Origin of the sequence: uncultured Anaerovibrio sp. (genome assembly GCA_902786545.1) — a bacterium.
GTDB lineage: Bacteria > Bacillota > Negativicutes > Selenomonadales > Selenomonadaceae > Anaerovibrio.
The window spans coordinates 17,088-43,208 of sequence record CADACU010000009.1; the positions used below are offsets into that span (position 1 = coordinate 17,088).

Annotated in this window: 18 protein-coding genes; all 18 read left to right on the plus strand. The window is 45.2% G+C overall.

Annotation, left to right across the window (positions count from 1 at the left end):
• Positions 1 to 136: 136 nt before the first annotated feature.
• The 18 genes from QZV24_RS02845 to QZV24_RS02930 all read left to right on the plus strand — a co-directional run bounded on the left by QZV24_RS02845 (position 137) and on the right by QZV24_RS02930 (position 26,120).
• Complete coding sequence (locus tag QZV24_RS02845; protein ID WP_294519871.1) at positions 137 to 1,747, plus strand: type I restriction-modification system subunit M; 1,611 nt, start codon at positions 137 to 139, stop codon at positions 1,745 to 1,747.
• A 2-nt stretch (positions 1,748 to 1,749) separates the two neighbouring features.
• Positions 1,750 to 2,877 (plus strand): Fic family protein, encoded by a 1,128-nt coding sequence (locus QZV24_RS02850; RefSeq protein ID WP_294519873.1) that lies wholly within the window; start codon positions 1,750 to 1,752, stop codon positions 2,875 to 2,877.
• Between the two features lie 2 nt (positions 2,878 to 2,879).
• On the plus strand, positions 2,880 to 4,106 hold the full coding sequence (locus QZV24_RS02855) for a restriction endonuclease subunit S (RefSeq protein WP_294519876.1): 1,227 nt from the start codon (positions 2,880 to 2,882) through the stop codon (positions 4,104 to 4,106).
• Positions 4,107 to 4,672: 566 nt separating this feature from the next.
• Entirely contained in the window at positions 4,673 to 7,495 is a 2,823-nt protein-coding gene (locus tag QZV24_RS02860; protein WP_294519879.1) for a type I restriction endonuclease subunit R, EcoR124 family, read from the plus strand.
• Positions 7,496 to 7,618: 123 nt separating this feature from the next.
• Positions 7,619 to 8,458: a diaminopimelate epimerase gene (dapF, locus tag QZV24_RS02865; protein WP_294519882.1), complete on the plus strand. Its 840-nt coding sequence runs from the start codon at positions 7,619 to 7,621 to the stop codon at positions 8,456 to 8,458.
• Between the two features lie 11 nt (positions 8,459 to 8,469).
• Positions 8,470 to 9,348, plus strand: a complete 879-nt coding sequence (locus tag QZV24_RS02870) for a YicC/YloC family endoribonuclease (protein ID WP_290656915.1) — start codon at positions 8,470 to 8,472, stop codon at positions 9,346 to 9,348.
• Between the two features lie 15 nt (positions 9,349 to 9,363).
• The gene (gene remA, locus QZV24_RS02875) at positions 9,364 to 9,609 is read left to right on the plus strand and encodes an extracellular matrix/biofilm regulator RemA (protein ID WP_290656914.1); all 246 of its coding nucleotides are present in this window, start codon (positions 9,364 to 9,366) and stop codon (positions 9,607 to 9,609) included.
• Positions 9,610 to 9,612: 3 nt separating this feature from the next.
• The gene (gene gmk / locus QZV24_RS02880) at positions 9,613 to 10,230 is read left to right on the plus strand and encodes a guanylate kinase (RefSeq protein WP_294519887.1); all 618 of its coding nucleotides are present in this window, start codon (positions 9,613 to 9,615) and stop codon (positions 10,228 to 10,230) included.
• Entirely contained in the window at positions 10,230 to 10,445 is a 216-nt protein-coding gene (gene rpoZ, locus QZV24_RS02885; protein ID WP_294519890.1) for a DNA-directed RNA polymerase subunit omega, read from the plus strand. Before gmk ends, rpoZ begins: the two co-directional genes overlap by 1 nt.
• Before the next feature lie 22 nt (positions 10,446 to 10,467).
• Positions 10,468 to 11,661 (plus strand): bifunctional phosphopantothenoylcysteine decarboxylase/phosphopantothenate--cysteine ligase CoaBC, encoded by a 1,194-nt coding sequence (coaBC, locus tag QZV24_RS02890; protein ID WP_294519894.1) that lies wholly within the window; start codon positions 10,468 to 10,470, stop codon positions 11,659 to 11,661.
• 118 nt (positions 11,662 to 11,779) lie between these two features.
• Complete coding sequence (locus tag QZV24_RS02895) at positions 11,780 to 12,082, plus strand: STAS domain-containing protein (protein WP_294519896.1); 303 nt, start codon at positions 11,780 to 11,782, stop codon at positions 12,080 to 12,082.
• A gap of 33 nt (positions 12,083 to 12,115) precedes the next feature.
• Complete coding sequence (locus QZV24_RS02900) at positions 12,116 to 18,205, plus strand: non-ribosomal peptide synthetase (protein WP_294519899.1); 6,090 nt, start codon at positions 12,116 to 12,118, stop codon at positions 18,203 to 18,205.
• Entirely contained in the window at positions 18,202 to 19,533 is a 1,332-nt protein-coding gene (locus QZV24_RS02905) for an MATE family efflux transporter (protein WP_294519902.1), read from the plus strand. The genes QZV24_RS02900 and QZV24_RS02905 overlap by 4 nt, the downstream gene beginning before the upstream one ends.
• Positions 19,534 to 19,555: 22 nt before the next feature.
• Positions 19,556 to 21,835, plus strand: coding sequence for a SpoIIE family protein phosphatase (locus tag QZV24_RS02910; RefSeq protein ID WP_294519905.1), 2,280 nt, complete (start codon positions 19,556 to 19,558; stop codon positions 21,833 to 21,835).
• 86 nt (positions 21,836 to 21,921) lie between these two features.
• On the plus strand, positions 21,922 to 23,604 hold the full coding sequence (locus QZV24_RS02915; protein ID WP_294519908.1) for a phospho-sugar mutase: 1,683 nt from the start codon (positions 21,922 to 21,924) through the stop codon (positions 23,602 to 23,604).
• 63 nt (positions 23,605 to 23,667) lie between these two features.
• Positions 23,668 to 24,366, plus strand: coding sequence for a DUF554 domain-containing protein (locus QZV24_RS02920; protein WP_290656904.1), 699 nt, complete (start codon positions 23,668 to 23,670; stop codon positions 24,364 to 24,366).
• 31 nt (positions 24,367 to 24,397) lie between these two features.
• Complete coding sequence (locus tag QZV24_RS02925) at positions 24,398 to 24,988, plus strand: gamma carbonic anhydrase family protein (RefSeq protein WP_294519911.1); 591 nt, start codon at positions 24,398 to 24,400, stop codon at positions 24,986 to 24,988.
• A gap of 46 nt (positions 24,989 to 25,034) precedes the next feature.
• The gene (locus QZV24_RS02930) at positions 25,035 to 26,120 is read left to right on the plus strand and encodes an HAD family hydrolase (protein ID WP_294519914.1); all 1,086 of its coding nucleotides are present in this window, start codon (positions 25,035 to 25,037) and stop codon (positions 26,118 to 26,120) included.
• Position 26,121 lies beyond the last annotated feature (1 nt).

The window sequence follows — 26,121 nt, forward strand, 5'->3', positions numbered from 1 at the left end:
TTGAAATAGGAACTATGAATGGACATATGTTGTTTATTTATGGTTCCTTTTTTTATTCTGTAGCATTATGTGATAAAATACTACTGTATGTAAGTGAATAGAACACTATTATATGAAATATATTTGGGGGTATTATATGGCATCGCAGGAATTAAATCAGGCTCTTTGGGGAGCGGCCAATGTTATGCGAAGCACTATGAGTGCTGATGAATACAAGGATTATTTGCTAGGACTGGTATTCTATAAGTATCTTTCTGACCGCCAGCTGTATGCGGTAGTGGATTTATTGGAGGACCGTAGGCCGGAGTCCCTGGATGAAGCGCAACAGATTTATGAAGAAGCCCGTAATGGTGGTGAATGGGAAGATTTGGCAGCTGAGCTGGAGGAAAGCTATGGCTTTGCCATCAAGCCTGAATACACCTTTACGGCTCTGTATAAGGCCATAAACGACCGGACCTTTACCACCGACCAGCTGCGTCAGGCCATGCGTGATATTGAGCAGGGTGGCCAGCTAGTTCGTGGGCAGAAGCCTTATGAGGATCTTTTCGAGGAATTTGATATTGATTCCAAGAGCCTTGGTACAACCCCAGCAAAGCGTAATGCCATGCTTTCTGATGTAATGAAGGAGCTGGTCCATATAGATTTCACCCAGTATGGTGCGGATGCCTTGGGTGATGCCTATGAATATCTTATTGGACAGTTTGCCGCAGGGTCCGGCAAGAAGGCTGGAGAGTTCTATACTCCACAGGCCGTGTCTGAGCTGATTACCAGAATAGTGACAATGGGCAAAGCGGATAAGCCGGGCTTTTCCCTGTATGACCCTTGTATGGGTTCTGGTTCCCTGCTTCTGCAGGCCAGAAATTATATAAGTGAGGATTGCCGGAATACTATCCAATTCTTCGGGCAGGAGTTATCCCATACCACCTATAACTTGGCCCGTATGAACATGATTCTTCATAATGTGCCATTTACCCATCAGCATTTCCGTAATGGTGATTCCCTTGGTGATGACTGGCCAACAGAGGAGCCTACCAACTACGATGCAACGGTAATGAATCCGCCATATTCCCAGCACTGGAGTGCAGCGGCTGGGTTCCTTACTGACCCTCGTTTCCAGAGTTATGAGAAGCTGGCGCCAAAGACCAAGGCTGATTTTGCGTTCCTGCTTCATGGTTTCTATCATCTGAAGAATGACGGTACCATGGGAATTATCCTGCCACACGGCGTTTTGTTCCGCGGTGCAGCGGAAGGAACCATCAGAAAACATTTACTGGAGAATGGCAGTATTTATGCGGTTATTGGCCTGCCAGCCGGGATTTTCTTCAGTACCGGCATTCCTACCTGTGTCATTATCCTGAAGAAGGATAATATAGACCGCAGTGTATTGTTTATTGATGCTTCCAAAGAGTTCCGCAAGGATAAGGCCCAGAACTATATGGACCCGGAGCATATCAATAAGATTGTGGAGGCTTATAAGAACCGGCAGGACATTGATAAATTTGCCCATCTGGCCACCTTCGAGGAAATCAAGGAGAACGGCTATAACCTTAATATTCCTAGATATGTGGATACCAGCGAACCAGAGCCGGAAATAGATTTGGATGCTGTAACTGCTGATATGGAGAGTATTGATGCTGATATAAAAAATACCAGCAGTGAATTGCTGGGGATGATGAAGGACCTGACCTTCAGCACCCCGGAAATAGAGCAATCCATGAACAAGCTCATTAAAGCCTTGGAGGTGTAAGGATGGTGGAAAATGATAAGATTGATCCTTTTGCCCAATATTACATCTCTGGTGAGCCGGATAAAGCCCAAAAGGCTCATGCCTGGAAAACGGCCATTGGACTGCAGAAGGTAGATAATCTACAGACCTCAGAGTATTTATTGAAAACGGCTCAGGACAATATTGAAGGGCGTATAGATATTGCTGAGGCCAAGCAGCTTATCGATAGCTACTACAAGCAGGATAGGGCCAAGGGAGAGCAGGTGCAGACAGAGGAAGGGGATAAGGTAGCCACAAGGATAACGGAAATCCTTGGGGAAGAATCATTCGTATTTTCCCCTGCCCAATATCTGTCCATTCATCAGCGGTTATTTACTGGAGTGTATTCCCATGCTGGAAAAATCCGTGATTATAACATCACGAAAAAAGAATGGGTGCTAAATGGTGCTTCTGTAACCTATGGCGGTGCCTTGGAATTAAATGCTACATTGGACTATGATTTTCGGACAGAGAAGGAGTTCAGCTATAAGGGGTTATCCATGAGTGAGATAGTTGGTCATTTGGCCAGCTTTATTTCTCGGCTGTGGCAAATCCATGTATTTGGTGAAGGCAATACCCGTACAACAGCAGTCTTTCTCATAAAATATCTGCGTAGTTTGGGCTTTAATGTAACCAATGATTTGTTTGCTGATAATTCATGGTACTTCCGTAATGCTCTGGTACGGGCCAATTACAATGATTTGCAAAATGATATACATGAGACTACTGTTTTTTTGGAAAAATTCCTTAGAAATTTGCTGTTGGGTGAGGATAATGAGCTGAAAAATCGTTATTTGCATATTGATTGGCAGAAAAAAACGACACATTCAGAAACAAAACGACACATTGAACGACACATTGAGAAAGAAAAGGACCTTTTGACATTGTTGAATGAAAATAAGGTTACTGCCAAAACCAAGAATAATATAATTAGTTTGCATAAAACATTTGGTATAGAAAAGATTTTTGGACGAAGTGATGTAGTTAGCGTTTTGGGTCTTACCGAAAAGCCAGCCAGCACCTTGATAAAGAAAATGGTGGATTTGCGTCTTGTTGAAAGTGTGCGTGGCCTTGGTAAAGGTAAATATAGATTTGTGGTACGGGAGGTGTAAGGATGAATACACCTAATATAAGATTTAAAGGATTTAGTTGTGATTGGGAAAAACGGAAGTTGGGGGATATAGTGGGCAGTGTTATCGGCGGAGGTACGCCTAAAACCAGTATAGACGGATACTGGGACGGAGATATTCCTTGGATACAATCCTCAAATGTACTGGAAAATGAAATGTTTGATTTTGAAATCCCAAAGAAAATTACACAGTCAGGATTAGATAAATCAGCCGCTAAGTTAGTTCCTGCAAACTCTATAGCAGTAGTAACCCATGTGGGTGTTGGAAAACTTGTTTTTGTACCATTTGCTTATACAACAAGTCAGGATTTTACCTCCTTAGCAGAATTAAAAACCGACCATCAATTTACTTGTTATGCTTTATATAAGCGTCTTCAAGACGACTTGCATATTGTTCAAGGTTCAGCGATAAAAGGAATAACAAAAGATGACTTATTAACAAAAGAAATAATGGTTCCTACAAAGGATGAACAATGTAAGGTCGGGAAATATTTTCGCAACCTTGACAACCTTATCACTCTTCATCAGCGTAAGTGTGACAGCCTAAAGCAAGTCAAAAAGTATATGCTGCAAAAGTTGTTCCCTAAGCAGGGGGAGAAGGTGCCGGAAATCCGCTTTGCTGGATTTACTGGAGATTGGGAACAGCGGAAGTTGGGTTCTATAGGTGAAACATATACTGGATTATCAGGAAAAACAAAAGAAGATTTTGGGCACGGTGATGCTAGATTTGTAACCTACATGAACGTTTTTAGTAATCCTGTGGCCGATAAAGATAAAGTTGAGGCAGTAGAAATTGATTATTCCCAAAACGAAGTTCAGTATGGCGATGTATTTTTTACAACTTCATCAGAAACACCAGAGGAAGTTGGAATGTCAAGTGTATGGCTTGAAAGTACGGAGAATACTTATCTTAATAGTTTCTGTTTTGGGTATAGGCCAAAAACAATTATTAATCCGTATTTTATGGCATATGTTTTGAGGTCAGATGAAGTACGGGCAAAAATAATCTTTTTAGCTCAAGGAATTTCAAGATATAACATTTCAAAAAACAAAGTAATGGAAATAGAAATCCCTTTTCCTGATATTAAAGAACAGAAGAAGATAGGTGCGTATTTCTCCAATCTCGACAACCTTATCACCATTCATCAGCGTAAGTCAGATAGCCTTAAAGAAATCAAGAAATTCATGTTACAAAATATGTTTCCCCAATAAGATGGTGCCTATTTTCGCAGCAGTAGAGCTCAGCCAATCATGCGGCATTTCATTAGCATTCTTGGGAGCTCCTTGCATGGGAGGTACTACGAAATCACAGATTTCTGTACCTCCGCATAAAAATAGCACTTGCTGATATATCAGGCAAATGCTATAATGAGCGTAGAAAGAAGGTGCCGCCTAGCGGTCGCCCTCGTAGTTAATCGTTTTTACACGGAATAACCGCTCGGTCTGGCCGGACTAGGAGCGGTTATTTTTTGTTTCCATGATTATGAGCAGAATCAATAGTAAAACCACTATCACACTGTCGTTCATGGGCATCACCCCCTTAAAAGAGGGCAATAAACCGCCAAACAGCACCCGTGAATATTATACCAAACATACAGTCGCAATTCAATAAATTCAAAGTGTATCGGAGCAGATATTATGGCACAGAGCGAAGCATCAATGGAAAAAGCCCTTATAAAACAGCTTACGGAGGATGTGTCCCAGTGGACTTACCGCAGGGATATTACTGACGAATTACTGATGGGGAATTTAATCAGATACAGCAGTTCATGCTGGATGTGGCCAAGTCACCATACAAGGCAGCTCTTTGGCTGGCCGGGGAAAATGGTGAGGCGGTTATTCCTCTTACCAGAGAAGATGCCTCCAAGGGTTCCATTCATCTTATGGCCATCAGCAACCGGGAAATAGCCGGAGGCCGTTCTTCCTACGAGGTCATAAACCAGTTTGTATCGGAAAAGCAGGATGATGAGGACAGGGAGCGCCGTTTTGATGTTACTCTATTGATCAACGGCCTGCCTATGATTCATATTGAACTGAAAAATCAGGACCATCCGTTTATGGATGCCTTCAGACAGATTAAGAAATACAGTCTTGAGGGCAAGTTCCGTGGCTTATTTGGCATGGTTCAGATGTTTGTGGTTAGCAATGGCAGCAATACCAGATACATTGCCGCTGATACCGGTTCCAATCTAAATGAGAAGTTCCTTACCTCTTGGGTAAACAAGAAAAATGAACCAGTGGAGAATTACCTTGAGTTTGCCAAGGAAGTATTGCGTATTCCAGAGGCCCATGAAATGGTGGGAATGTACAGCGTAATAGATTCCGAGCGGAAAAAGCTGATACTGCTTCGGCCTTATCAGGTTCATGCCATCGAGGAAATCAAGAGTGCTTCCTCACGGCAGGAATCTGGCTTTATATGGCATACAACAGGCTCCGGAAAGACTCTTACCTCATATACTGTGGCCAAGAACCTTATTCTGATTCCTGGCATAGACAAGACCATATTCCTCATTGACCGCAAGGATTTGGACCAGCAGACTTCCTTATCCTTCAAGGCTTATGCGGAAAATGACATTATTGATGTGGATGATACGGATAATGTCCATGAACTCCTGCAGAAGCTGAAGAACAAGGACAGAATCGTTATTGTAACCACCATTCAGAAAATGCAGATTATTATGAAGCGGTACAATAATGATGAGAAGAAGGATTCTCCGACCACCAAGAAGCTGCGCAGTATGAGAATTGCCTTTGTGGTGGATGAGTGCCACAGAACCGTTACCCCGGAAACCCAGCGAGAATTACAGAGATTCTTTGCCGGTTCCTTGTGGTATGGATTTACCGGTACGCCTATTTTTGATGAAAACAAGAGGCAGCGTAAGGGTGATTTGGCCCGTACCACCGAGGCTCTGTACGGCCCTTGCCTTCATAACTACACCATTAAGGAAGCTCTGCAGAACAAGGCTGTTCTTGGCTTCCAGATAGATTATCGGGATTCCTTGTCTGAGGATACCATTCTCACCGTAGGGGAAAAGCTAGGTGTTGGCAGCTATGATAATCTTCAGGTACATGATAAGGTGGTAAGGGAGCAGGAGGTATTGTCTGCCTACTACAAGAACAGCGGTGAAGATATTTATGATTCCGATGATCACCGCCGAGAAGTAGTGGAATACATTGTAAATAAATGTGCCGGCAAATTTAGGCTTCATGCACCCCAGGGGGAGGCTTATGAGGCTATTCTGACGGTGCAGAGTATTGATATTGCCCAGAAGTATTACAAGCTCTTTAAGGAATATGTGGCTAGTGGTAATGTTTCCGCATCCATCAAGGAAAAGTGTGTTGATTTCCCTAAGATTGCCATTACTTACACCGTTACCGAAAATGATGATAAATCCATCGTTAATCAGCAGGCAATGAAGGAAGCCCTGAAGGACTACAACGAAATGTTTGACACCAATTTTGCCTTGGACAGCCTTCAGGCATATAATACCAACCTTAATGACCGTCTGGCCCGGAAAAAGGGCCGGTATAAGCAGCGTAAGGAACAGCTTGACCTTGTCATCGTTGTAGACCGTCTTCTGACTGGTTTTGATGCACCGCCTTGTGCTATTTTGTTCGTGGACAGGCCGCCTATGGCTCCCCAGAACATTATTCAGGCCTTCTCCCGAACCAATCGGATTTACGATCAGAACAAGCTCTATGGCATGATTGTGGTATTCCAGCGGTCGGCCCAGTTTCAGACAGCGGTGGATGGAGCCCTTTTACTGTACAGTAATGGTGGAACCAAGGAAGTAAGTGCGCCGCCATTTGCTGAGATAGAGCGGGATTTTCAGGAGGCATTGAAGGAGCTTTGGCAGATAGCGGCCACCCCGGCCGAGGTGGAAAGCCTCAAGGGTGATGTAAGTGCCAGGCAGAAATTTGCCAAGGCCTTCCAGAAGGTAGACCGGCTCAGCGGTGAGCTGCAGGTTTATCAGGAGTGGGAGGACAAGGATTTCTCCGACTATGGCATTGACCGTGAGCAGCTTAATGACTACAGCGGTAAATACAGGAATGTCATTGAGGAGCTGAAAAAGCCGAAGGAAAATGAGCCGGTTATTAACATAGATATTGGCTACGAATTGCAGAATATCGGCAGTGTAACCATTGATTACCGTTACATAGTTTCCCTGATCCAGACCTATATGCCGGATGAGGATGACCTGATAGCAGAGCCTATCCATGATGAAACCATTGATGAGCATATAACCAAGCTGGGCGAAGCCAATCCAGCTCTGGCAAGTGTAATCAGCACCTTCTGGAACGATATGAAAAAAGACCCTATTAAATATAAGGGCCTTGATGCGCTGACAATAATCGAAACCAGTATTGAAAACACCATTGATAGGAAGATCAGGGAATTTGCCAAGGAATGGTGTGTAAAAACACAAGATTTAGAAGCTTGTGTAAATACATTCCAGGATGGTGACAACATCTCCCTGCAGATAGATTATGATGCCTACCGGAAAAGTCACGATGGGGTGAGCAAGCTGAAATACAAGCGGGCCGCCAAGGATGCTGCGGTGGAGCTTATCAAGGATATAAGGCCACTGCGAGATAAGTAATGGGTGTTTATTTGTTTCCACGAGGATATGCAATATCTGTAGTATTTACAATACCAAAAAATATGATAAAATATATTGATGTGTAAAATGAAAACTCCTAGGCAAGTTAGGGAGGAATAGATAATGAAATTTAATTTTACCAAGCTTCAGGGCACAGGTAATGATTTTGTTTTGATTGATTGTTTAAAGGAGCCGGAGCTGGATTATATTGGGGCAGCCAAGTCACTGTGTGACCGCCATTATGGCATTGGGGCCGATGGTATTTTGCTGGTGCTTCCGTCCGATAAGGCCGACATCTGCATGCGGATTATCAACGCTGATGGCAGTGAGGCGGAGATGTGCGGCAACGGTATCCGCTGCTTTGCCCGTTATGTTTATGAAAAGGGCATTGTGACCAAAGAGGAGTTTACCGTGGAAACCGGGGCTGGTATCCTGGTACCGAAGATGATATTGAAGGGTGGCCAGGTCAGTCTGGTTCAGGTGGATATGGGTGAACCAATTCTTGAAGGGGATAATATCCCCGTACAGGGCTTTGGCCTAAACCGGGTCATAAATGAGTCCATTGCCGTAAAGGACAAGGAGTTCAAAATGACCTGTGTGTCCATGGGGAATCCTCATTGCGTGGTATTTGTCGATGATGCCGAGGGCTTCCCGATTTATGAATACGGTCCTCTTTTTGAGTCCCATGAAAAATTCCCCCGGAAAACCAATACTGAGTTTGTGGAAATAAAGGATAGGTCCCATCTCCGTATGCGGGTTTGGGAACGGGGGGCAGCGGTTACTTTGGCTTGTGGTACCGGTTCCTGTGCAACGCTTACGGCTGCAGTGTTAAATGGCCTGGCTGACCGCAAGGCGGAAATACAGCTGGATGGCGGCAAGCTGATTGTGGAGTGGGCCGATAACAACCATCTGTATATGACTGGTCCCGCTGAATTCGTATTTACCGGTGTAGCGGAAATTTAGGAGATATGGCGATGATTAAAAGTATGACCGGCTTTGGTGCCGGGGATTTTGAAGATGAGTCCTTTAAGGTTCATGTGGAAATAAAGACGGTAAATCAGCGATATTTGGAAGTGAATTTCCATATGCACCATACTTTGGCGGCCTTTGAGGCGGATATTACCCAAAAGATTAAGGAATATATCTCTCGGGGCAAATTGGACATAAATGTGAAATATCACGATTTGCGGGAAAAGAAGGTATCCATTATCGTGGATAAGGGCTTGGTAGAGGCCTATGGTTCGGCCTTGACCAATATAAATGAACAGCTGGGGCTGACCCGGCCGTTTTCGGCAGTAGATATTGCCCGGTTCCCGGATGTGCTGTGCGTTGACGATGAAGATAATGATATGGAAGAAGCCGGACCGGCAATTTTGTCGGCGGTGGAAGCTGCCTTGAAGAATTTAGTGGCTATGCGGGAAAAGGAAGGACGCAATATTGAAGGCGATCTGTTGGCCCGGGTGGATACACTGGAGAGCTATGTAAACCAGCTGGAAAAATTGGCACCGGAAATTGTGGCCAATTACCGTCAGCGGTTGGAGACCTTGTTGGAGCAGTATCTGGCCAAGGAGGATATTGACGAAACCAGGATTATCCAGGAAACGGCCCTGTTCACTGACAAGGTGAATTACACGGAAGAGGTTGTCCGGCTGCACAGTCACTTCCAGCAGTTTAGGGAGATTATCAAAGCCGATGAGCCGGTGGGCCGGAAGATTGATTTCCTGATTCAGGAGATGAACCGGGAGATTAACACGGTTGCATCCAAGGCTAATTCGGTGGGAGCCGCCCAGATTGCCGTGGATGTAAAATGTGAGATTGAAAAAATTCGTGAGCAAATTCAAAATATAGAATAAGGGCGTGACGAATTTATGAGTTTTAAGCTAATAAATATCGGCTTTGGCAATGTGGTTTCGGCCAATAAGGTGGTAGCGGTGGTGAGTCCTGAGTCGGCCCCGATCAAACGGGTGGTACAGGATGCCAAGGAACGTGGCCAGTTGGTGGATGCTACATATGGCCGCCGTAAGCGGGCGGTTATCATAATGGACAGCGGTCATGTGATTTTGTCGGCAGTTCAGCCGGATACCATGTCACATCGATTTGTTGAGGAGGATTAGTTAATGCGTAAAGGCTTGCTGATTGTTATATCAGGTCCATCGGGCACCGGCAAGGGTACGGTCTGCGAGGTGGTCAGAAAGAAAAATCCTGATATAGCTTATTCTGTATCAGCTACCACCCGAGCTGCCCGTCCCGGGGAGCAGGATGGTGTAAATTATTATTTCCATACCAAGGAAGAATTTGTGGCGATGATCAACAACGGAGAGCTGTTGGAATGGGCCAATGTTTATGGCAATTACTACGGGACTCCATTGAAAAAGATTGAAGAGCAACGGGCCAAGGGTATCGATATCATTTTGGAAATAGATACCCAGGGGGCCATGAATGTTAAGGAAAAATGTCCGGATGGGCTGTTTATTTTCCTTGTGCCACCATCGCTGGATGAATTGAAAAGCCGCCTGTGCGGTCGTGGTACGGAAGACGATGAAAGCCTGAAGCGGCGTTTGGGTTCGGCTATTGCTGAAATCGAAATTGGCCGTCAATACAGATATGTTGTTGTCAATAAAACAGTGGATATTGCTGCCGACGAAATTACCAATATAATTCAGGCCGAGCGGCATCGCACTGATTTGAATATTGAAATTTTGGATAAGTTGAAAAATCGGAAGGAGATTGAATAATGGATATTGTAACCCCATCTTTAGATCAGGTATTACCAAAGGTAGATAGCCGCTATACGCTGGTTTCTTTGGCGGCAAAACGGGCTCGTGATATTATGGATGGCAGCCACGATGTAAAGGCTGACCGGGTTTCCACCCGAGATGTTACCAATGCCCTGGAGGAGATTTATGAGGGCAAAATCACCTATAAGCGTTTGCGCAATACTTCCAAGTAATTGATTTAAAAGGAACAAGCTTATGCTTAAGGACAAGAATGTTATACTGGGGGTTACCGGCGGTATCGCGGCATATAAGTCAGTGGAAATTGCCAGCCGGCTGCGAAAGGCCGGAGCATCAGTCCATGTAATTATGACGGCCGGTGCTCAGAATTTTATTACCCCATTGACTTTTCGGGAAATAACCGGCAATCCGGTAACGACCACCATGTGGGGGGAAATAACCAACTACAATGTGGAGCATATTGCCTTGGCCCAGTTGGCTGATGTGATAATTGTTGCGCCGGCAACGGCTAATTTTATTGCCAAGGCAGCTATGGGAATGGCGGATGATATGCTGACCACCACTCTGTTGGCTACCAAAGCTCCAATATTTTTTGCGCCAGCTATGAACACCAATATGTATGAGAATTCCCTCACACAGGGAAATATTCAGAAATTGGTGGATTTGGGCTGGCATTTTATTCCACCGGCTACCGGTCATTTGGCCTGCGGCACGGAGGGAAAGGGGCGTATGCCTGAACCGGCAGAAATTGTGGCTTTTGTAGAGGAAAATTCAGCCATGAGCCTCGATATGACTGGGCATAAAGTACTGGTAACAGCAGCAGGTACCTATGAGCCTATTGATCCGGTGCGGTATATTGGCAACCGTTCCAGTGGTAAAATGGGGTATGCCATTGCTGAAGCGGCACAAAAACGGGGGGCTGAAGTTGTATTGGTATCCGGCCCATCGGCACTGAAGGCTCCGGCTGGGGTGAAGCTTATTAAGGTTGAAACTGCGGCGCAAATGCGGGATGCGGTTATGGATAACTGCCAGCAGGCTGATATTATCATCAAGGCAGCCGCTGTAGCTGATTATCGGGTACAGGAAGTTTCTGAGCATAAAATAAAGAAGAATGACCAGGAATTGGTGCTCGTTCTGGAAAAAAATCCGGATATTCTTAAAGAGCTGGGGGCAAAAAAGCGGGCTGGCCAGCTTTTGGTGGGCTTTGCTGCTGAGACGCAGAATCTGCTGGAATACGCCAAGGATAAGCTGGAAAAGAAAAATCTTGATATGATTGTAGCCAACGATGTTTCCAGAAAGGATGCTGGGTTCAATACAGATACCAATCTGGTAAAGCTGCTTTATCGTAATGGCACGGTGGATGAGCTGCCGCTTATGAGCAAGCATCTGCTGGCTGATGAATTACTTAACCGAGTATTGAGATTGAAATAATGTATGATTGCTGAGCAATATATGGAGATATATCTGTATATTGCTTTATTTTTTTTGCAGGAATAGGCTAAATGGTGACGAAATACTTATAATAATTACTTTGAAAGGATGAACTGCTATGGAAATCAAGAAGGAAAAAAATGGTTCAGTACTGAAACTGACTCTTATAGGAAAGCTATCCATCCAGGAAGCCAAGGAATTAGGCAAGGTAGTAGATGATGAGCTGTCCGATGTTACGGATTTGACTTTCGACTTTAAGGAGCTGACCTATGTGTCTTCAGCCGGGCTTAGAGTATTGCTTACAGCTCAGAACATAATGGATGATGCCGGTGGCACCATGAAACTGTTAAATGTTTCACCGTTTATTATGGATGTACTTAAGCTGACCGGATTTAATAAGTTTATGAATATAGAGAATTGATAATCATTTGGTGTCAATCAGGGAGAAAATTAAATGAAATTATTAGTTAATGAATTCTTGGCTCAAGCAACAGCCCGGCCGGACAAACCAGCGGTGATGGATTGCTATGGTACGGATACATATGGCGTTCTTAACCGGCGTTCGGCGATTGTGGCGGCCCGTTTACTTGATATGTCGCAAAATCCAAATACAGGAATGCGGGTTGGTGTACTGCTTCCCCGTAACCGAGCTTATTTAACGGCAGTATTAGGTATTTTACGGTCTGGCGGAGCGGTAGTTCCTTTGGAAGAGGATTATCCGGCAGAGCGGGTACACTCTGTGTTGAGAGATGCAGGCTGTGTTGCCTGTATTTCTATTGAACAGTTATCCGGAAAGGTTGCTGACATCCCTGTTTTGACATTAGAGGATATATTTGCTGATGAGGATACCCTTGCGGTAGATGAGACCATAAATTTATCGGCCCCGGACAAGGAAGGCTTGATTCTCTTTACTTCTGGCTCTACTGGCAAGCCGAAGGGAGTAGTGCACCGTCACACCTTTTTCTCCATGTGGCTTTACACTGTGAAGGGATACCATGAGTTTTCGGGCAAAGATGTGACCTGCTGTATGGCCGGGATGACATTTATTGCATCTTTTGTGGATCTTTATCCGCCGCTTATGGTTGGAGGCAGCGTCTACATTGCCAGCTCCACGGAGCGGATGAATGCAGACATGCTGTATAAAATTATCCAAAAGCGTCATATCACCGGGATGTTTTTGCCACCGCAGATGTTCTATGTAATGCGGGAGTTGTACGGCCGTTTGCCACTAGATTATGTTGTCTTAGGCGGTGAAAAGGCGAAGGCAAAGTACACTATGGACGGCAATATTCACGAGGTATATGGTTCCAGTGAATGTGCAGCTATTCTTCTTCATAAAATAGCCCAGGAGGATTCCCGTATGTTGGGAAAACCGGGTAATGGTGTAAGTGTTTATCTGGTTTCGGATGATGGAAAACTCATTCAGGAGCCGGGTGTACTTGGTGAGCTATGCGTGGAAAGTCCTTGGCTGGCATTGAGATATAACAATATGCCTGAGGAAACGGCTGCCAAGTTTATGGATAATCCATTCGGTGCGGGTCGTCTGTTTCACACCGGAGATTACATGGCTTATGATGAAGAGGGAAATCTTCTGTTCCACGGTCGTAAAGACCATATGGTGAAGCTTAGAGGGTACCGGGTAGAGCTTGGTGAAGTGGAATTGACTGTGCAAAAAGCCAATGGTGTTCAGGAGGCCGCCTGTGTCACTATTCGGGTGCATGGTGGCGACAAATTGGCTTGCTATTATATTGGTGACCAAGTGGACAGCAATGTTTTGCGCAATCATGTGAAGGCCATTTTGCCGGAATATATGGTGCCGGATTATTTTGTATATCTGGCTGATATGCCGCGCAACGAGCGGAATAAAGTGGATTACCTCGCCCTGAAAAATATGGAGCCCCCAGTAGAAGAGGAAGAATATGAACCACCACAAAATGACCTGGAGGCAAAGATTTGTGCTGCTTTTGCCGAGGTATTGGAGCTGCCGAGGGTTAGTGCATTGGCAGATTTCTTTAATATGGGTGGAACTTCGTTGTCTGTGGCTATGTTGGTGGCTCAGCTGGATGATGCCACCTTGTCCTTTAACGATATAGCATCTTATCCAACTCCACGGGCCCTGGCAGCCTATTTAGAAGAAAATGCCAAGAACCACCGGGAGAAGCCGGTAATGAACCGGGAATTTTATCCGCTTACCAAAACTCAGATGGGCATTTACTTGGAGGGGTTAACTGGTGGTAACACTTCCACCTATACATTATCCTATTTGATGGTAGCTGATGCTAAGGTTACGGCTGACCAGTTGGTAAGGGCTGTAAAGGATGTTGTGGATGCGCATCCTTCTATGAAATATGTTATTCGGGCCGGGAAAGATGGTATACCACACATGTATATGGTACCAGATGCTGTGTTTGAGGTTCCTGTTATAGATGGTAGTGAGGAGCAGCGCCTGGATTTTATCCGTGAATACATGCCAGTGGTACCTATGACAAATGAACTGCTGTTTTACTTTGCTGTTTATCGCACTGCAGAGCGATGCTATCTGGCCTTAAAGAGTCATCTGATTTTCTTTGATGCTACATCCTTAAGCCTCCTGATTAGTGAGCTGAACCGGGCCCTTGGTTCCTCCTCGGGCAGGGGAGAATATTTGCAGGAGGAATATACCATACAGCAAGTGGGTATGTATGAGGAAGCGCTCATGCAGGAAGGGGCTCATGAAAAGGCTGAGGCATATTTTCAAAATCTGTTTGCCAAGATGGATGAAGTACCATCATTGATGGGCGATCGGGAAGGATCTCTTACCCCGGGAGTCAGTGAAAATATGCGGTATATACCGAAAAACCTTACTGTAGAGCAGGTAAAGGCTTTTTGTAATCGCCATCAAATATCTGAGGGCAGCTTCTTTATGGGAGCCATGGCGTTACTGTTGTCCAAATACCTGAACAGCAAGCAGGTTTCCTTTTCCAGTGTATATAACGGCCGTGCCCAGGCGGGGATGGATACCACTATTGGCACGCTTATAAAACGAATTCCTGTTTATGGTGATTTTACTGAAAATATGCCGGTGGTGGACTATCTGCGGAATATGGGACGGCAGATTGTCACCAGCATGGGTAACGATATTTATTCCTTTGATGAGGTGCTGAAGCATTGTCCGGTAAATGAGGATGTGGAATTCATCTATCAGGGAGATTTGTTCACCGATAACATGGGCGGTGGTAATAACGATGAAGGTGGAAATCTCATTTGTGGCGATTCCTATTTCCTGGAGCATTACCACACCGGCATGGTTACGGGGTGCTTCTCTATTCAATTTTTCTCTACCAATGGTTTGTATAATATGACCATAGAATATCGCAATGAGCGGTTCTCACCGGCCTTTGTGGAGCGGTTTGCCCAGGATTTGTTTACGGTAGCGGAAGGGCTTTTACGCCAGGAGTTGATTGGGGATATTTCCCTTCTTACGGACGACGACAAGAAATCCTTGGCCGTCTTTAACGATACACAAGTTATCATGGATTTTGTCCCTGTACAGGAACAGATTCGCCGGCAGGCCCAAATGACGCCTGACAAGATGGCTGTTACAGCTGCCGGTCACTCGCTGACCTTTAGGGAACTGGATGAGCTTTCCGACCAAGTGGCCCATTCCCTTATCAGCGAAGGGGTGACATTGGAAACACTGGTTGGCGTACTCTTTGACCGGGAGGTTTGGGCCTATGTGGCCGAAATTGGTATATTAAAGGCCGGTGGTGCCTTCGTACCATTTATTCCGGAGTATCCGGATGAGCGGATAGAGTATTGTCTGGAAGATGGCAATATTCCTATTTTGCTTACTTCAACGGATTTGATGAACCAGCGTTCAGCCCTTAGGGAGCAGTGCAAAGTGTTGTCCTTGGACAAGCTTCTGGAGAATAAGGTGGCGGACACTGACCTTCCGAAGGTTGGTGCTGATAATTTGGCCTATTGTATCTATACCTCCGGTACTACCGGGAAACCGAAGGGGGTAATGATTGAACATAAAAATATTGCCAACTATGTTCATTGCAATGAAAAATCTCCGGAAATTATGCATTATACCAAGTCAGGGCGCGTTGCCTTGGCATTGGCTTCTTTCTCCTTTGATGTGTCCATCGTAGAGGAATTTGTTCCGCTGTGTAATGGCTGTTCGGTAGTAATTGCCACGGAAGAGGAGATACATACACCAAATCTGTTGGCCCAGCTGATTATAAATACTGGGGTAAATGGTATTACCTGTACTCCGACCTATCTTTTGGGCCTGTTGGCTATCCCGGAAACTGTGGAAGCCCTGCAGCAGATTACCTTTTATGATGTGGGGGCGGAAGCCTTCCCAGCCGGGCTCTACCAGAAGCTACGCGCTCTGCGCCGGGACAGCGTGATTTTGAATGTATATGGTCCTACAGAGGCCACTATGGGCTGTGCTGCCGAGGAAATGGTGGAGAGCGAGGTTGTTACCGTTGGTACACCTATTGCCAATACCCAGTTCTATATAGCTGATTCCTTTGGCAATCCATTACCGATTGGTATACGGGGTGAGCTGATGATCTGCGGCCAGCAGGTTGGCCGGGGCTATATAAATTTACCGGATAAAACGGCAGCGTCCTTCTTTGATAAAGATGGCATCCGGGCCTATCGCAGCGGCGATTTGGCCGCATGGACCCATGATGGGAAAATCCGGGTCTTTGGCCGTATTGATAATCAGATTAAACTTCGGGGCTTCCGTATTGAGCTGGATGAAATTGAGAAGGTGCTGATGGAGTATCCTGACATCAATTCAGGGGCGGTTTCTGTCCTGAAAAAGGGCACAGGAGAATATTTGGTTGGTTATTATACTTCAGTTAATGCTGTGGATGATAATAAGCTCAAGAACCATCTTGCGGCTAAATTGCCGGAATATATGGTTCCAAATCTGTTTGTTCGACTGGAGGCTATGCCGTTGACGCCAAATGGCAAGGTAAACAGGCGAGCCCTGCCGGAACCGGATTTGTCGGCCTTCCGGGCCAAGTATGAGCCACCGGCCACGGAGGTGGAGCGGGTTCTTTGTCATGCCTTTGCCCTGGCCCTTAATTTGCCGGAGGACAAGGTGGGAGCCTTGGATGATTTCTTTGATTTGGGTGGTGATTCCCTTAGTGCCATGGTGGCTTTGGCCAACGCGGATATTTCGGGACTGATTGCCGCAGATATTTTCCAGAAGCGAACCCCTAGACAGATTGCGGTTATTGCTGAAGAACGGGTGAATATGGGCAGCTTCGAAGAGCGGGAAATGGCAGCCCGCAAGCAGCCGTTGGCCTTGACCCCGCTGCAAATCCAAATGCTGGATATACAGCTGTTCCGCCCAGAGGCCACCATGTGGAGTAATATGCATTTTCTGGTGCAATTTGAGTTGGATGAGGTTGATATGCATCGGTTGTGTAAAGCGGTTAATCGGGCTATTGCCAATCATCCTGCCTTATCATCGGTATTCCGCTTTGACGAGAACCGGGAGTTGGTACAGCAGTATGTAGCTGGTATCCTGGAAGAGGTTGAGTTACAGGATATCAATGAAGAAACCGTACCAATGCTGCCGGATGTTTTGGTTATGCCATTTGACAAAATATTGGATGCCTGTCTGTGCCGCGTAAAGGTGTTCCGGTCCCCATCCCATGGATATATGTTTATGGATATTCATCATCTGCTGATGGATGGCGATTCCCTTGGGGTGCTGTTGGCGGATATTGTTAATGCGTACTTCGACCGGGAGCTTCAGCCTGATTATTATTTTGCCCTTCGCAGTGAAGAAATCCAGCGGATAGAGCAAGGTAGTTGGGATGAGGACCGGGCATGGTTTGAAGCGCAGTATGGGGATGAGGTTTGGTGTAAAGTACCAGATATGTCTGTAGAGTCCCAGGAGTTGGTAGACCGTAAGCATATTGACCAGGCCGCTATGGAACAGCGTCTGGATTTTTCGGCCGATGATGTAAAAAAGGCTGAGAAATTCTGGGGGGTTAGTCACTCAGTAATGGCCATTGGCGCGGCTCTTTTGACCTTGTCCCGCTTTACCGGCAAACAGCATGTCATGGTGAATTGGATTTATAATGATCGCCTGGCGGCGGAAGCTCAGCATGCTGTGGGTATGATGATAAAGAATTTACCGGCTGCAGCCCGTATGGAAGAATATGCCTCTATGTCTGAATTCCTCATATCTGTGAAGGATCAGGTGGCAGAGGGAATTGCGCATAGCTCCTATGATTTCATGGCAGAAAATTTTGAGCCTTTCGTTGATGATTGTATGGAGGTAAATCTCCAGCTGGGAATCAATGGCGACGAGCTGGATGTGTTTAAACCGACCCTTATTGAGCTGGCAGACGAATTTGCAGCTGCTGGTGCGCCTTTGGAGCTGGAGCTGCTGGAAAATAATTATGGTGATGGTGGCTTTGATTCCGAGATGGAATATGCAAAGGGATTATTTGATGCAGAACAAATGCGAGCCTTCCACGACCTCTATGTAAAAACTTTGGAAGGTATTGTTAGTTGTGAGGAAAAATTATGAATATAAAACTATCTGATCATTTTACCTGTGGTAAGCTGGTGTGGTTTGCTTTACCGACCATTGGTATGATTTTGGTGTCTACCACCTATGACCTTATCGATGGCTATTTCGTGTCCAATTATATCGGTAAGACAGCTTTCGCCGCGATAAATATCATCTACCCGTATCTGCTGGCTATTATGGCGGTGGGGATGATGTTTGGTGTGGGCGGCAGTGCCCTTATTGCTGCTGAGTTGGGCAAAGGGGATCGAGTGCTGGCTAACCGCTACTTTACCATGATTGTCAAGGCGGCATTTGGCGCCGGAGTTGTACTGGGGGCAGCTGGTTTGTTTGCTTTGCCAACGGTGTCGGAACTCTTGGGAGCCACTGAGGATATGATGGGCTATGGGCTGCCCTATGGTCGTGTACTGTTGTGCTTTATGCCTATAGCAATTTTGAGCTACGCCTTTCAAAGCCTGCTGATTACCGCTGAAAAGCCCCAGTTTGGTCTGTATTTTTCCCTGATAAATATGGGGTCAAATATTATCTTCGATTGGTTGTTCATTGTGGTTTTCGGCTGGGGGATGACAGGCGCAGCCCTGGCTACGGCCATTGGTATGTGCCTTAACGGTATATTGCCCCTTGTCTACTTCCTGCGGGAAAATACAAGTCCTCTACGGCTGGTGAAGAAGAGTGGTTGGGATATTGGACCACTGCTGGGGGCCATGGGTAACGGTTCCTCCGAAATGGTGACCAATGTTTCCACAGCATTGATTTTCATATTTTATAATATGCAGCTTATGCGGTTTATCGGTGAAGATGGCGTGGCAGCCTATGGAACGGTTCTGTTCGTTGAGGGAATTTTTGCGGCAATCTTCTATGGGTTGGCCATGGAGGCCACATCAGTGGTGGGGTATCATGCCGGAGCCCAAAACTATGATGAGCTGCAAAGTCTGCTGAAAAAAGGCGTTATGCTTAATTTGGGCTGTGGTATAGTGATGTTTGGTTCAGCCCAATGCTTTGCTCCTTTGGTAGCAGAAATCTATTTAGGCTACGATGCTGAGTTATGTGCCTTGGGGATATATGCCCTTAGAATGTTCGCTTTTGCCTTTATTTTACAGGGCTTCAATGAATATGCCTCGGCGTACTTTACCGGTTTGGGCAATGGGCGGGTTTCAGCGGCTATAGCCTTTATGCGTACTTTTGTGCTGCAATCTGTGGCCATTTTTGGCTTGCCGATGATTCTGGGGACCGATGGCCTCTGGTTTGCCCAGACCTTTGCTGAAGTGGTTTCTACTTTGGTAGCAGTTGTATTTTTGGTAAAATTCCGTCACGAATTTATGGGATAGAATAGGATGGAGTATCATCGATATGAAGGATATTTTTAGCTATTTATCAGGTGGAAAAGAGAATAGTATTTTGCATAAGATGATACGCATTCTTCTGGGCAGCAATCTGATTGTTATTCTTGTTTTGGTAATAATTGCTTTTTACGGGCTGGGGTCAGCTCTGTACCAGGCTGAAGAAATGGGACATAAACTTGGTGAGGTGTCCTATCAGAATAGTTCTGAGCTTTTGGTAAAGCAACGGCAAGAGGAGCTAATGTATATTACCAGTGATAATGCTAAAATTATCAATTTGTACATGGTTTCTAATGTCTATGATGTGCAGGCCATTGCCCACGAGGCCAGTGAGCTTTATCGTCATTCAGGGTTTTATCCGCCCCGGAATGTAGCTGTGCCCAATGCAGAAGGTTTTCAACCACTGAAAATTTATCTTCAGCACGGAACGGAGGTAAACCCTGACAATTATCGCCAGGAAATAGCCTTAATGGCCAATATTGAAGGCCTTTTTGTTCGACTCATGGAATGTAATGATATGGTAAAATCCTATTTCATTACTTCTAAACATAATTATACCCTGTCCGTTGATGAACCATCTGATGTGGAGAGAAGCAAAGAAAGTACACCCAAGGTTGTATATAATGCCGTGGAGACTGATTGGTATAAGGAAGCGGTAGAACAAGGTAAACCTGTCTTTACTGATGTTAGAATGTTTTCATTTTCCAATGAGCCGGGTTTATTTTGTGCCTGCCCGTATTATGATGATAATAGTTCCTTGCTTGGTGTGGCTGCCGTGGAGATTTCCCTGGAAAATTTGCGAATCCTTGTAAAGGATACCAATCTGCCTAATGCCGGTTTTTGTTTTGTTTTAGATAAAAATGGGAGGGTTATTTTATCATCCCAAAGTGAGGCCTACCAAGCTGGTGCAGAAATGGAGCTGCCAGTAGATTTGAAGAAGGATATTCGCGTTGCGAATAACCAAGGCTTATCACAGATAGCTCAGAATATGACTTTGGGCCAAAAGGGAATTCATCTGGCAGAAATAGATGGCGACGAATATTTTGTGGCTTATGCTCCAATTGAATGTACAGGCTGGAGCTTTGCTACGGTCTTTGCCAAGGATGATGTAATTGCTCCTGTCGAACAAAATAAAGAAAATATTGAACTGCTCACTGCTGACTTAATGGATGATATGGAGCGAAATATAGATTCAATAGTACTTTTTATGGTATTATCCATACTCTTCCTGCTCTTATTTGTAATAAAGATAGGACAGAAGGTGTCCGGAAGATTTGTTGCATCCATTCAGAAGCTCACCAATGGTGTTCGTGATCTCACCAAGCGGGCCATAGTCGGCACATTACATGCTTTTGGTGAATTGCCGGAGAAAGGTAATAAAAGGTCAAATAACAGCTTTGCGCAGCGGGTGGAAATTCATTCCGGTGATGAAATTGAAGAATTGGCCAATTGTTTCAATATCATGACTGAAGAATTGGAAGGATATATGAATACCCTTGTAGCTGAGACAGCGGAAAAGGAGCGTATAGCTACAGAGCTAACTCTGGCCCAGGATATCCAGATGGGGGTATTGCCTCATAAATTCCCGCCGTTCCCGGAGCATAAGGAGTTTGATCTTTTTGCCTCTATGGAATCAGCCAAAGAAGTGGGGGGAGATTTCTACGATTTCTATATGGTGGATGATCATCGTTTGGCTGTTACCATTGCTGATGTGTCCGGTAAGGGAGTGGGGGCGGCCATGTTTATGGCGATATCCAAAACCATACTGAAGAACCTGCTTCTAACCGGCAATAATCTGACATTATCTGATATAATGGCCCATGCCAATAACCAGCTTAAAGCGGATAATACCGCCAGAATGTTTGTGACGGTGTTCATTGGCCTTTTAGACATAAGGACAGGTCGTTTTGAATATGTGAATGGGGGACATAATCCATCGCTGGTTTATGAAAAGGACAAGGGAGCTTTCCGATATCTAGATGTGGAAGCCAATTTTGTACTGGCCGGACGAAAGAATATTGCTTATGAAAGTCAGTCGATTATCCTAAAGCCGGGTGACGGTCTGTTTTTGTATACTGATGGTGTTACCGAGGCCATGAATGATAAGGATGAGCTGTATGGTGAGGAACGACTGTTGTCGTACCTTAATAAATCTTCCAATGCCAATAATCCAAGGGATTTAATAGAAGATATAAGCAAGACGATTGTGGACTTTGTAGGGGATGCGGAGCAGTCGGATGATATTACTATGCTGGGACTGACTTATTGGGGGCCATCCGGTGAAACATAACTTTTTTATAGATAAATAAAGGATTTTGACGGCATATTATCGAAGTGTAGTGGGTAGAAATACTTTGAAAATGGAGGGGCTTTGTTATGTATAAAAATGAGTATGAGCGTTGGTTGTCCTTTGACCTTGAAGATTGCGATTTGTATCCTGAATTGGCCAAAATTGACAACAACGACGAGGAAATCAAGGACCGTTTTGCGGTATCTTTAAAATTTGGTACAGCGGGCCTTCGGGGCGTATTGGGGGCCGGGACTAACCGAATGAATATTTATGTAGTGCGGCAGGCTACCCAAGGTATTGCCAACTGGGTGAAAAAACAGGGGGGCAGCCAGACTGTGGCTATCAGCTTTGATACCCGCCTGAAGAGTGATATTTTTTCCAAGGAAGCAGCCTGCGTATTGGCCGCCAACGGTATCAATGTGCGGATTTATGAAGCAGCAATGCCGGTACCAGCCCTGTCCTTTGCCACCAGATACTACAAATGCAATGCCGGAATTATGGTTACGGCCTCCCATAATCCATCCAAATACAATGGGTATAAAGCCTATGGGCCGGACGGCTGTCAGATGACCGACGATGCTGCCGCCATAGTATATGACGAAATACAAAAAACCGATGTGCTCACCGGGGCCAAACGGATTTCCTTTGCCCAAGGTGTAGAGGATGGCTTGATCCGGTTTGTGGATGATGGCTGCAAAAAGGCCTTCTATGAGGCTATCGAAGCCAGACAGGTTCGTCCGGGACTGGCCAAGACATCCGGTTTAAAGCTGGTATACAGCCCATTAAATGGTTCTGGTCTGGTGCCGGTAACCCAGGTATTAAAGGACATTGGCCTGAACGATATTACCATAGTGCCGGAGCAGGAGTATCCAAATGGGTATTTTACAACCTGTAGCTATCCAAATCCGGAGATTTTTGAAGCGTTGGAAGCTGGTTTGAAGCTGGCCAAGGAATGCAATGCTGACCTTATGCTGGCCACTGACCCTGATGCTGACCGGGTAGGTATCGCCATGAAGTGTCCGGATGGTTCCTATGAGCTGGTATCCGGCAATGAAATGGGTGTGTTGCTACTGGATTATATCTGTGCCGGACTTATTGAAAAAGGTAAGATGCCAAAGAATCCGGTGGCGGTAATGTCCTTGGTATCCACCCCATTAGCTGATGCGGTGGCCAAGAATTATGGCGTGGAGCTGCGGAAGGTACTGACCGGCTTTAAGTGGATTGGTGATCAGATACTTCATCTGGAAGAGGCCGGGGAAGAAGAAAGATTTATTTTCGGCTTTGAGGAAAGCTATGGCTATCTATCTGGCTCCTATGTGCGGGATAAGGACGCAGTAGTAGCCTCCATGCTGATTTGTGAAATGGCTGCTTATTATCGCAGTATTGGCTCCAGCATTAAACAGCGGCTGGAGGAAATATATGCCAAGTATGGCCGTTATTTTAACAAGATTGACAGCTATGAATTCCCGGGACTTAGCGGTATGGACAAGATGGCTGGTATCATGCAAAAGTTGCGGGATAACCCACCAACCGATATTGCCGGACTGAAGATTGTCAAGGCAGTTGATTACAAGAAAACAGAAGAAACTGGTTTGCCAGCGGCCAATGTTTTGGTTTATTCGCTGGATGGCGGGGCTACAGTTGTTATCCGACCTTCCGGTACTGAGCCAAAAATCAAGGCATATTACACTACCCTGGGGAAGGATTTAGCAGAAGCCCAGGCGCAAAAGGATAAACTGGCTGCGGCTGTAAAACCATGGTTTGATTAAATATTTAAAAATCTGTATAATAATTACATCATTTATGTAAGTTTTATTGTACGGAGAAAGACTATGTTTGCTGTCATTGTAAATACTTTAGCTATTACCGTTGCCGTCTTTATTGGGCTGTTACTCAGAAAGGGCTTGCCGGAGCATATTTCCAGCAGTATTATCAAGGCTTTGGGACTTTGTACCGTCGTTATCGGGGTACAGGGGGCTATCAAAGAGGATAATATTCTGATTATGATTATTTCTGTGGTTATTGGTTTAACCATTGGTGAAGCACTGGATGCGGACGGTCGTGTTAACCGGTTTACTGACAGAATATTGAAAAAAGGCTCGCCTAAGGCCAATTCCTCCAGATTGACGGAAGCATTTATTACTTCCTGTCTGATTATGAATGTGGGGGCAATGGTGATTGTTGGCTCTCTGGATGCCGGCCTCAGGGCGGATTATACTATGCTTTATACCAAGTCCTTGCTGGACTTTATTTCCGGTATAATGATGACCGCTGCCATGGGAGTTGGGGTATTAGGTTCGGCTATTTTTACCTTCTTCTTTCAGGGCAGCATTGTTTTACTGGCAGAATATCTGGCACCATATTTGTCCGAGGCTATTATCAATGAAATGTCCTGCAACGGCTGCCTGTTGATTTTGGCTATTGGTCTGAATATGTTGGGACTGACCAAGTTCAAGGTTATCAACTATTTGCCTACCCTGTTGGTGGCACCCATAGTTTTGGTAATATTTGGTTATTTAGGGATAAATTAAGTTTTATGGATTATGGAGAGGTGTTATTGCTATGCATTATGAGAAAATCAAGGAACAGGACGCCAAGCATTATATTTATGAATTTGATGGACGGTATCCTAAAATTGATGAAAAAGCCTATTCCTTTAGCACAGCAGTATTGATTGGCGATGTGGAGCTAAAAGAATACGCCAGTGTTTGGCCAAATGCCACCCTGCGGGGGGATATAAACCGAGTAGTTGTGGGCCGTTACAGTAATATTCAGGATAACAGTTGTCTGCATGTGGCGGATGATTACGGCTGTATTGTAGGGGATTATGTAACGGTGGGCCATAGCGTCACCTTGCATGCCTGCACCATTGAGGATTATTGTCTTATTGGCATGGGAGCCACTGTTTTGGACGGAGCGGTTATTGGCCGTGGGTCCATTGTTGGGGCCGGAGCACTGGTTACCAAGGGAACCATCATACCACCAAATTCGCTGGTAGTAGGCTGCCCTGCCAAGGTGAAAAAGACTTTGGATGAAAATGGCTTCAAGGCAATTCATGCCCAAGCTGTGAAATATAAGTCGGAATGGGCTGAAAAATACGGTTTGGGCTTGGAAGTTGGCGGTGAGGTATACGACGGCTCCAAGATTGTCTAATTATACTTGCTGGTATTTGATTAGTTATTTACAAGGGGGATTTTTAATGAAAATGAATAAGAAAAAGTTATGTGCTGCTGTTTTGGCAACTGTATTAAGCTTTAGTGTAGCTGCTGGACTGAATGAATCTGAGGCTGCTACCAGGGCTGAAATGAGCAAAATCACTGTAAATAGACAAGGCAACAATTTTATTTATTGGAACGAGCAGTCAAATGCCTTCAAGCAGCTTACCGGCTATGTAAGGGATGTTACCAATCCAATGAGCAAAAATTATATTCCGGTAAAGGATCGGATTGCGGTATTTGATTTTGACGGAACCTTGCTTTGCGAAACTACGCCTTCCTATTTTGAATGGATGATGCATCTGAAACGGGCTCTGCATGATCCAAACTACACACCATCGGCTCAGGACAAAGAGGATGCCCTGCAGGTTCAGAAAGCAGTAGAGAGTATTGGTGTTCCGGTACCAACCAGTAATCAGGCTCAGGCCCAAGCTTCGGTTTTTTCCGGTATGGATTTGGACGAATTTGATAACTATGTAAAGGATTTTATGGAGACTCCGGCTGAGGGACTGACTAATTTGAAGAGGGGCGAATCCTTCTATCTGCCTATGGTGGAAGTAGTATCTTATTTGACCAATAACCGGTTTAAGGTGTTTGTGGTATCCGGCTCGGACCGTCAGGCCGTTCGGGTTATTTGTGAGGATGTGCTCCCGATAGATTCCGACAATATTATCGGTACTGATATCAAGTATTTGGCTGCTGAGCAGGGGGATACTGACGGACTGAAGTATATCTATGAGAAGAAGGATAAGGTTATCCGTGGCAAATTCGTTATGAAGGATTTGCAGATGAATAAGGTTTCCAACATTATGCGGGAAATCGGCAAACAGCCGGTACTGGCCTTTGGTAATTCCACCAGTGACGCCAGTATGCTCAACCATGCTATATACAATAACAAATATCGGGCAATGGCCTTTGGTATAATCTGTGATGATCAGGTGCGCGAGCTGGGTAATCCAAAAACCGCTGAGAAAATGACCAAGGCCTGTGAAAAATACGGTTGGGTCACTATTTCCATGCGTAATGACTGGAAAACAATTTATGGTGATTATGTAAAACGCAGTAAGTAAT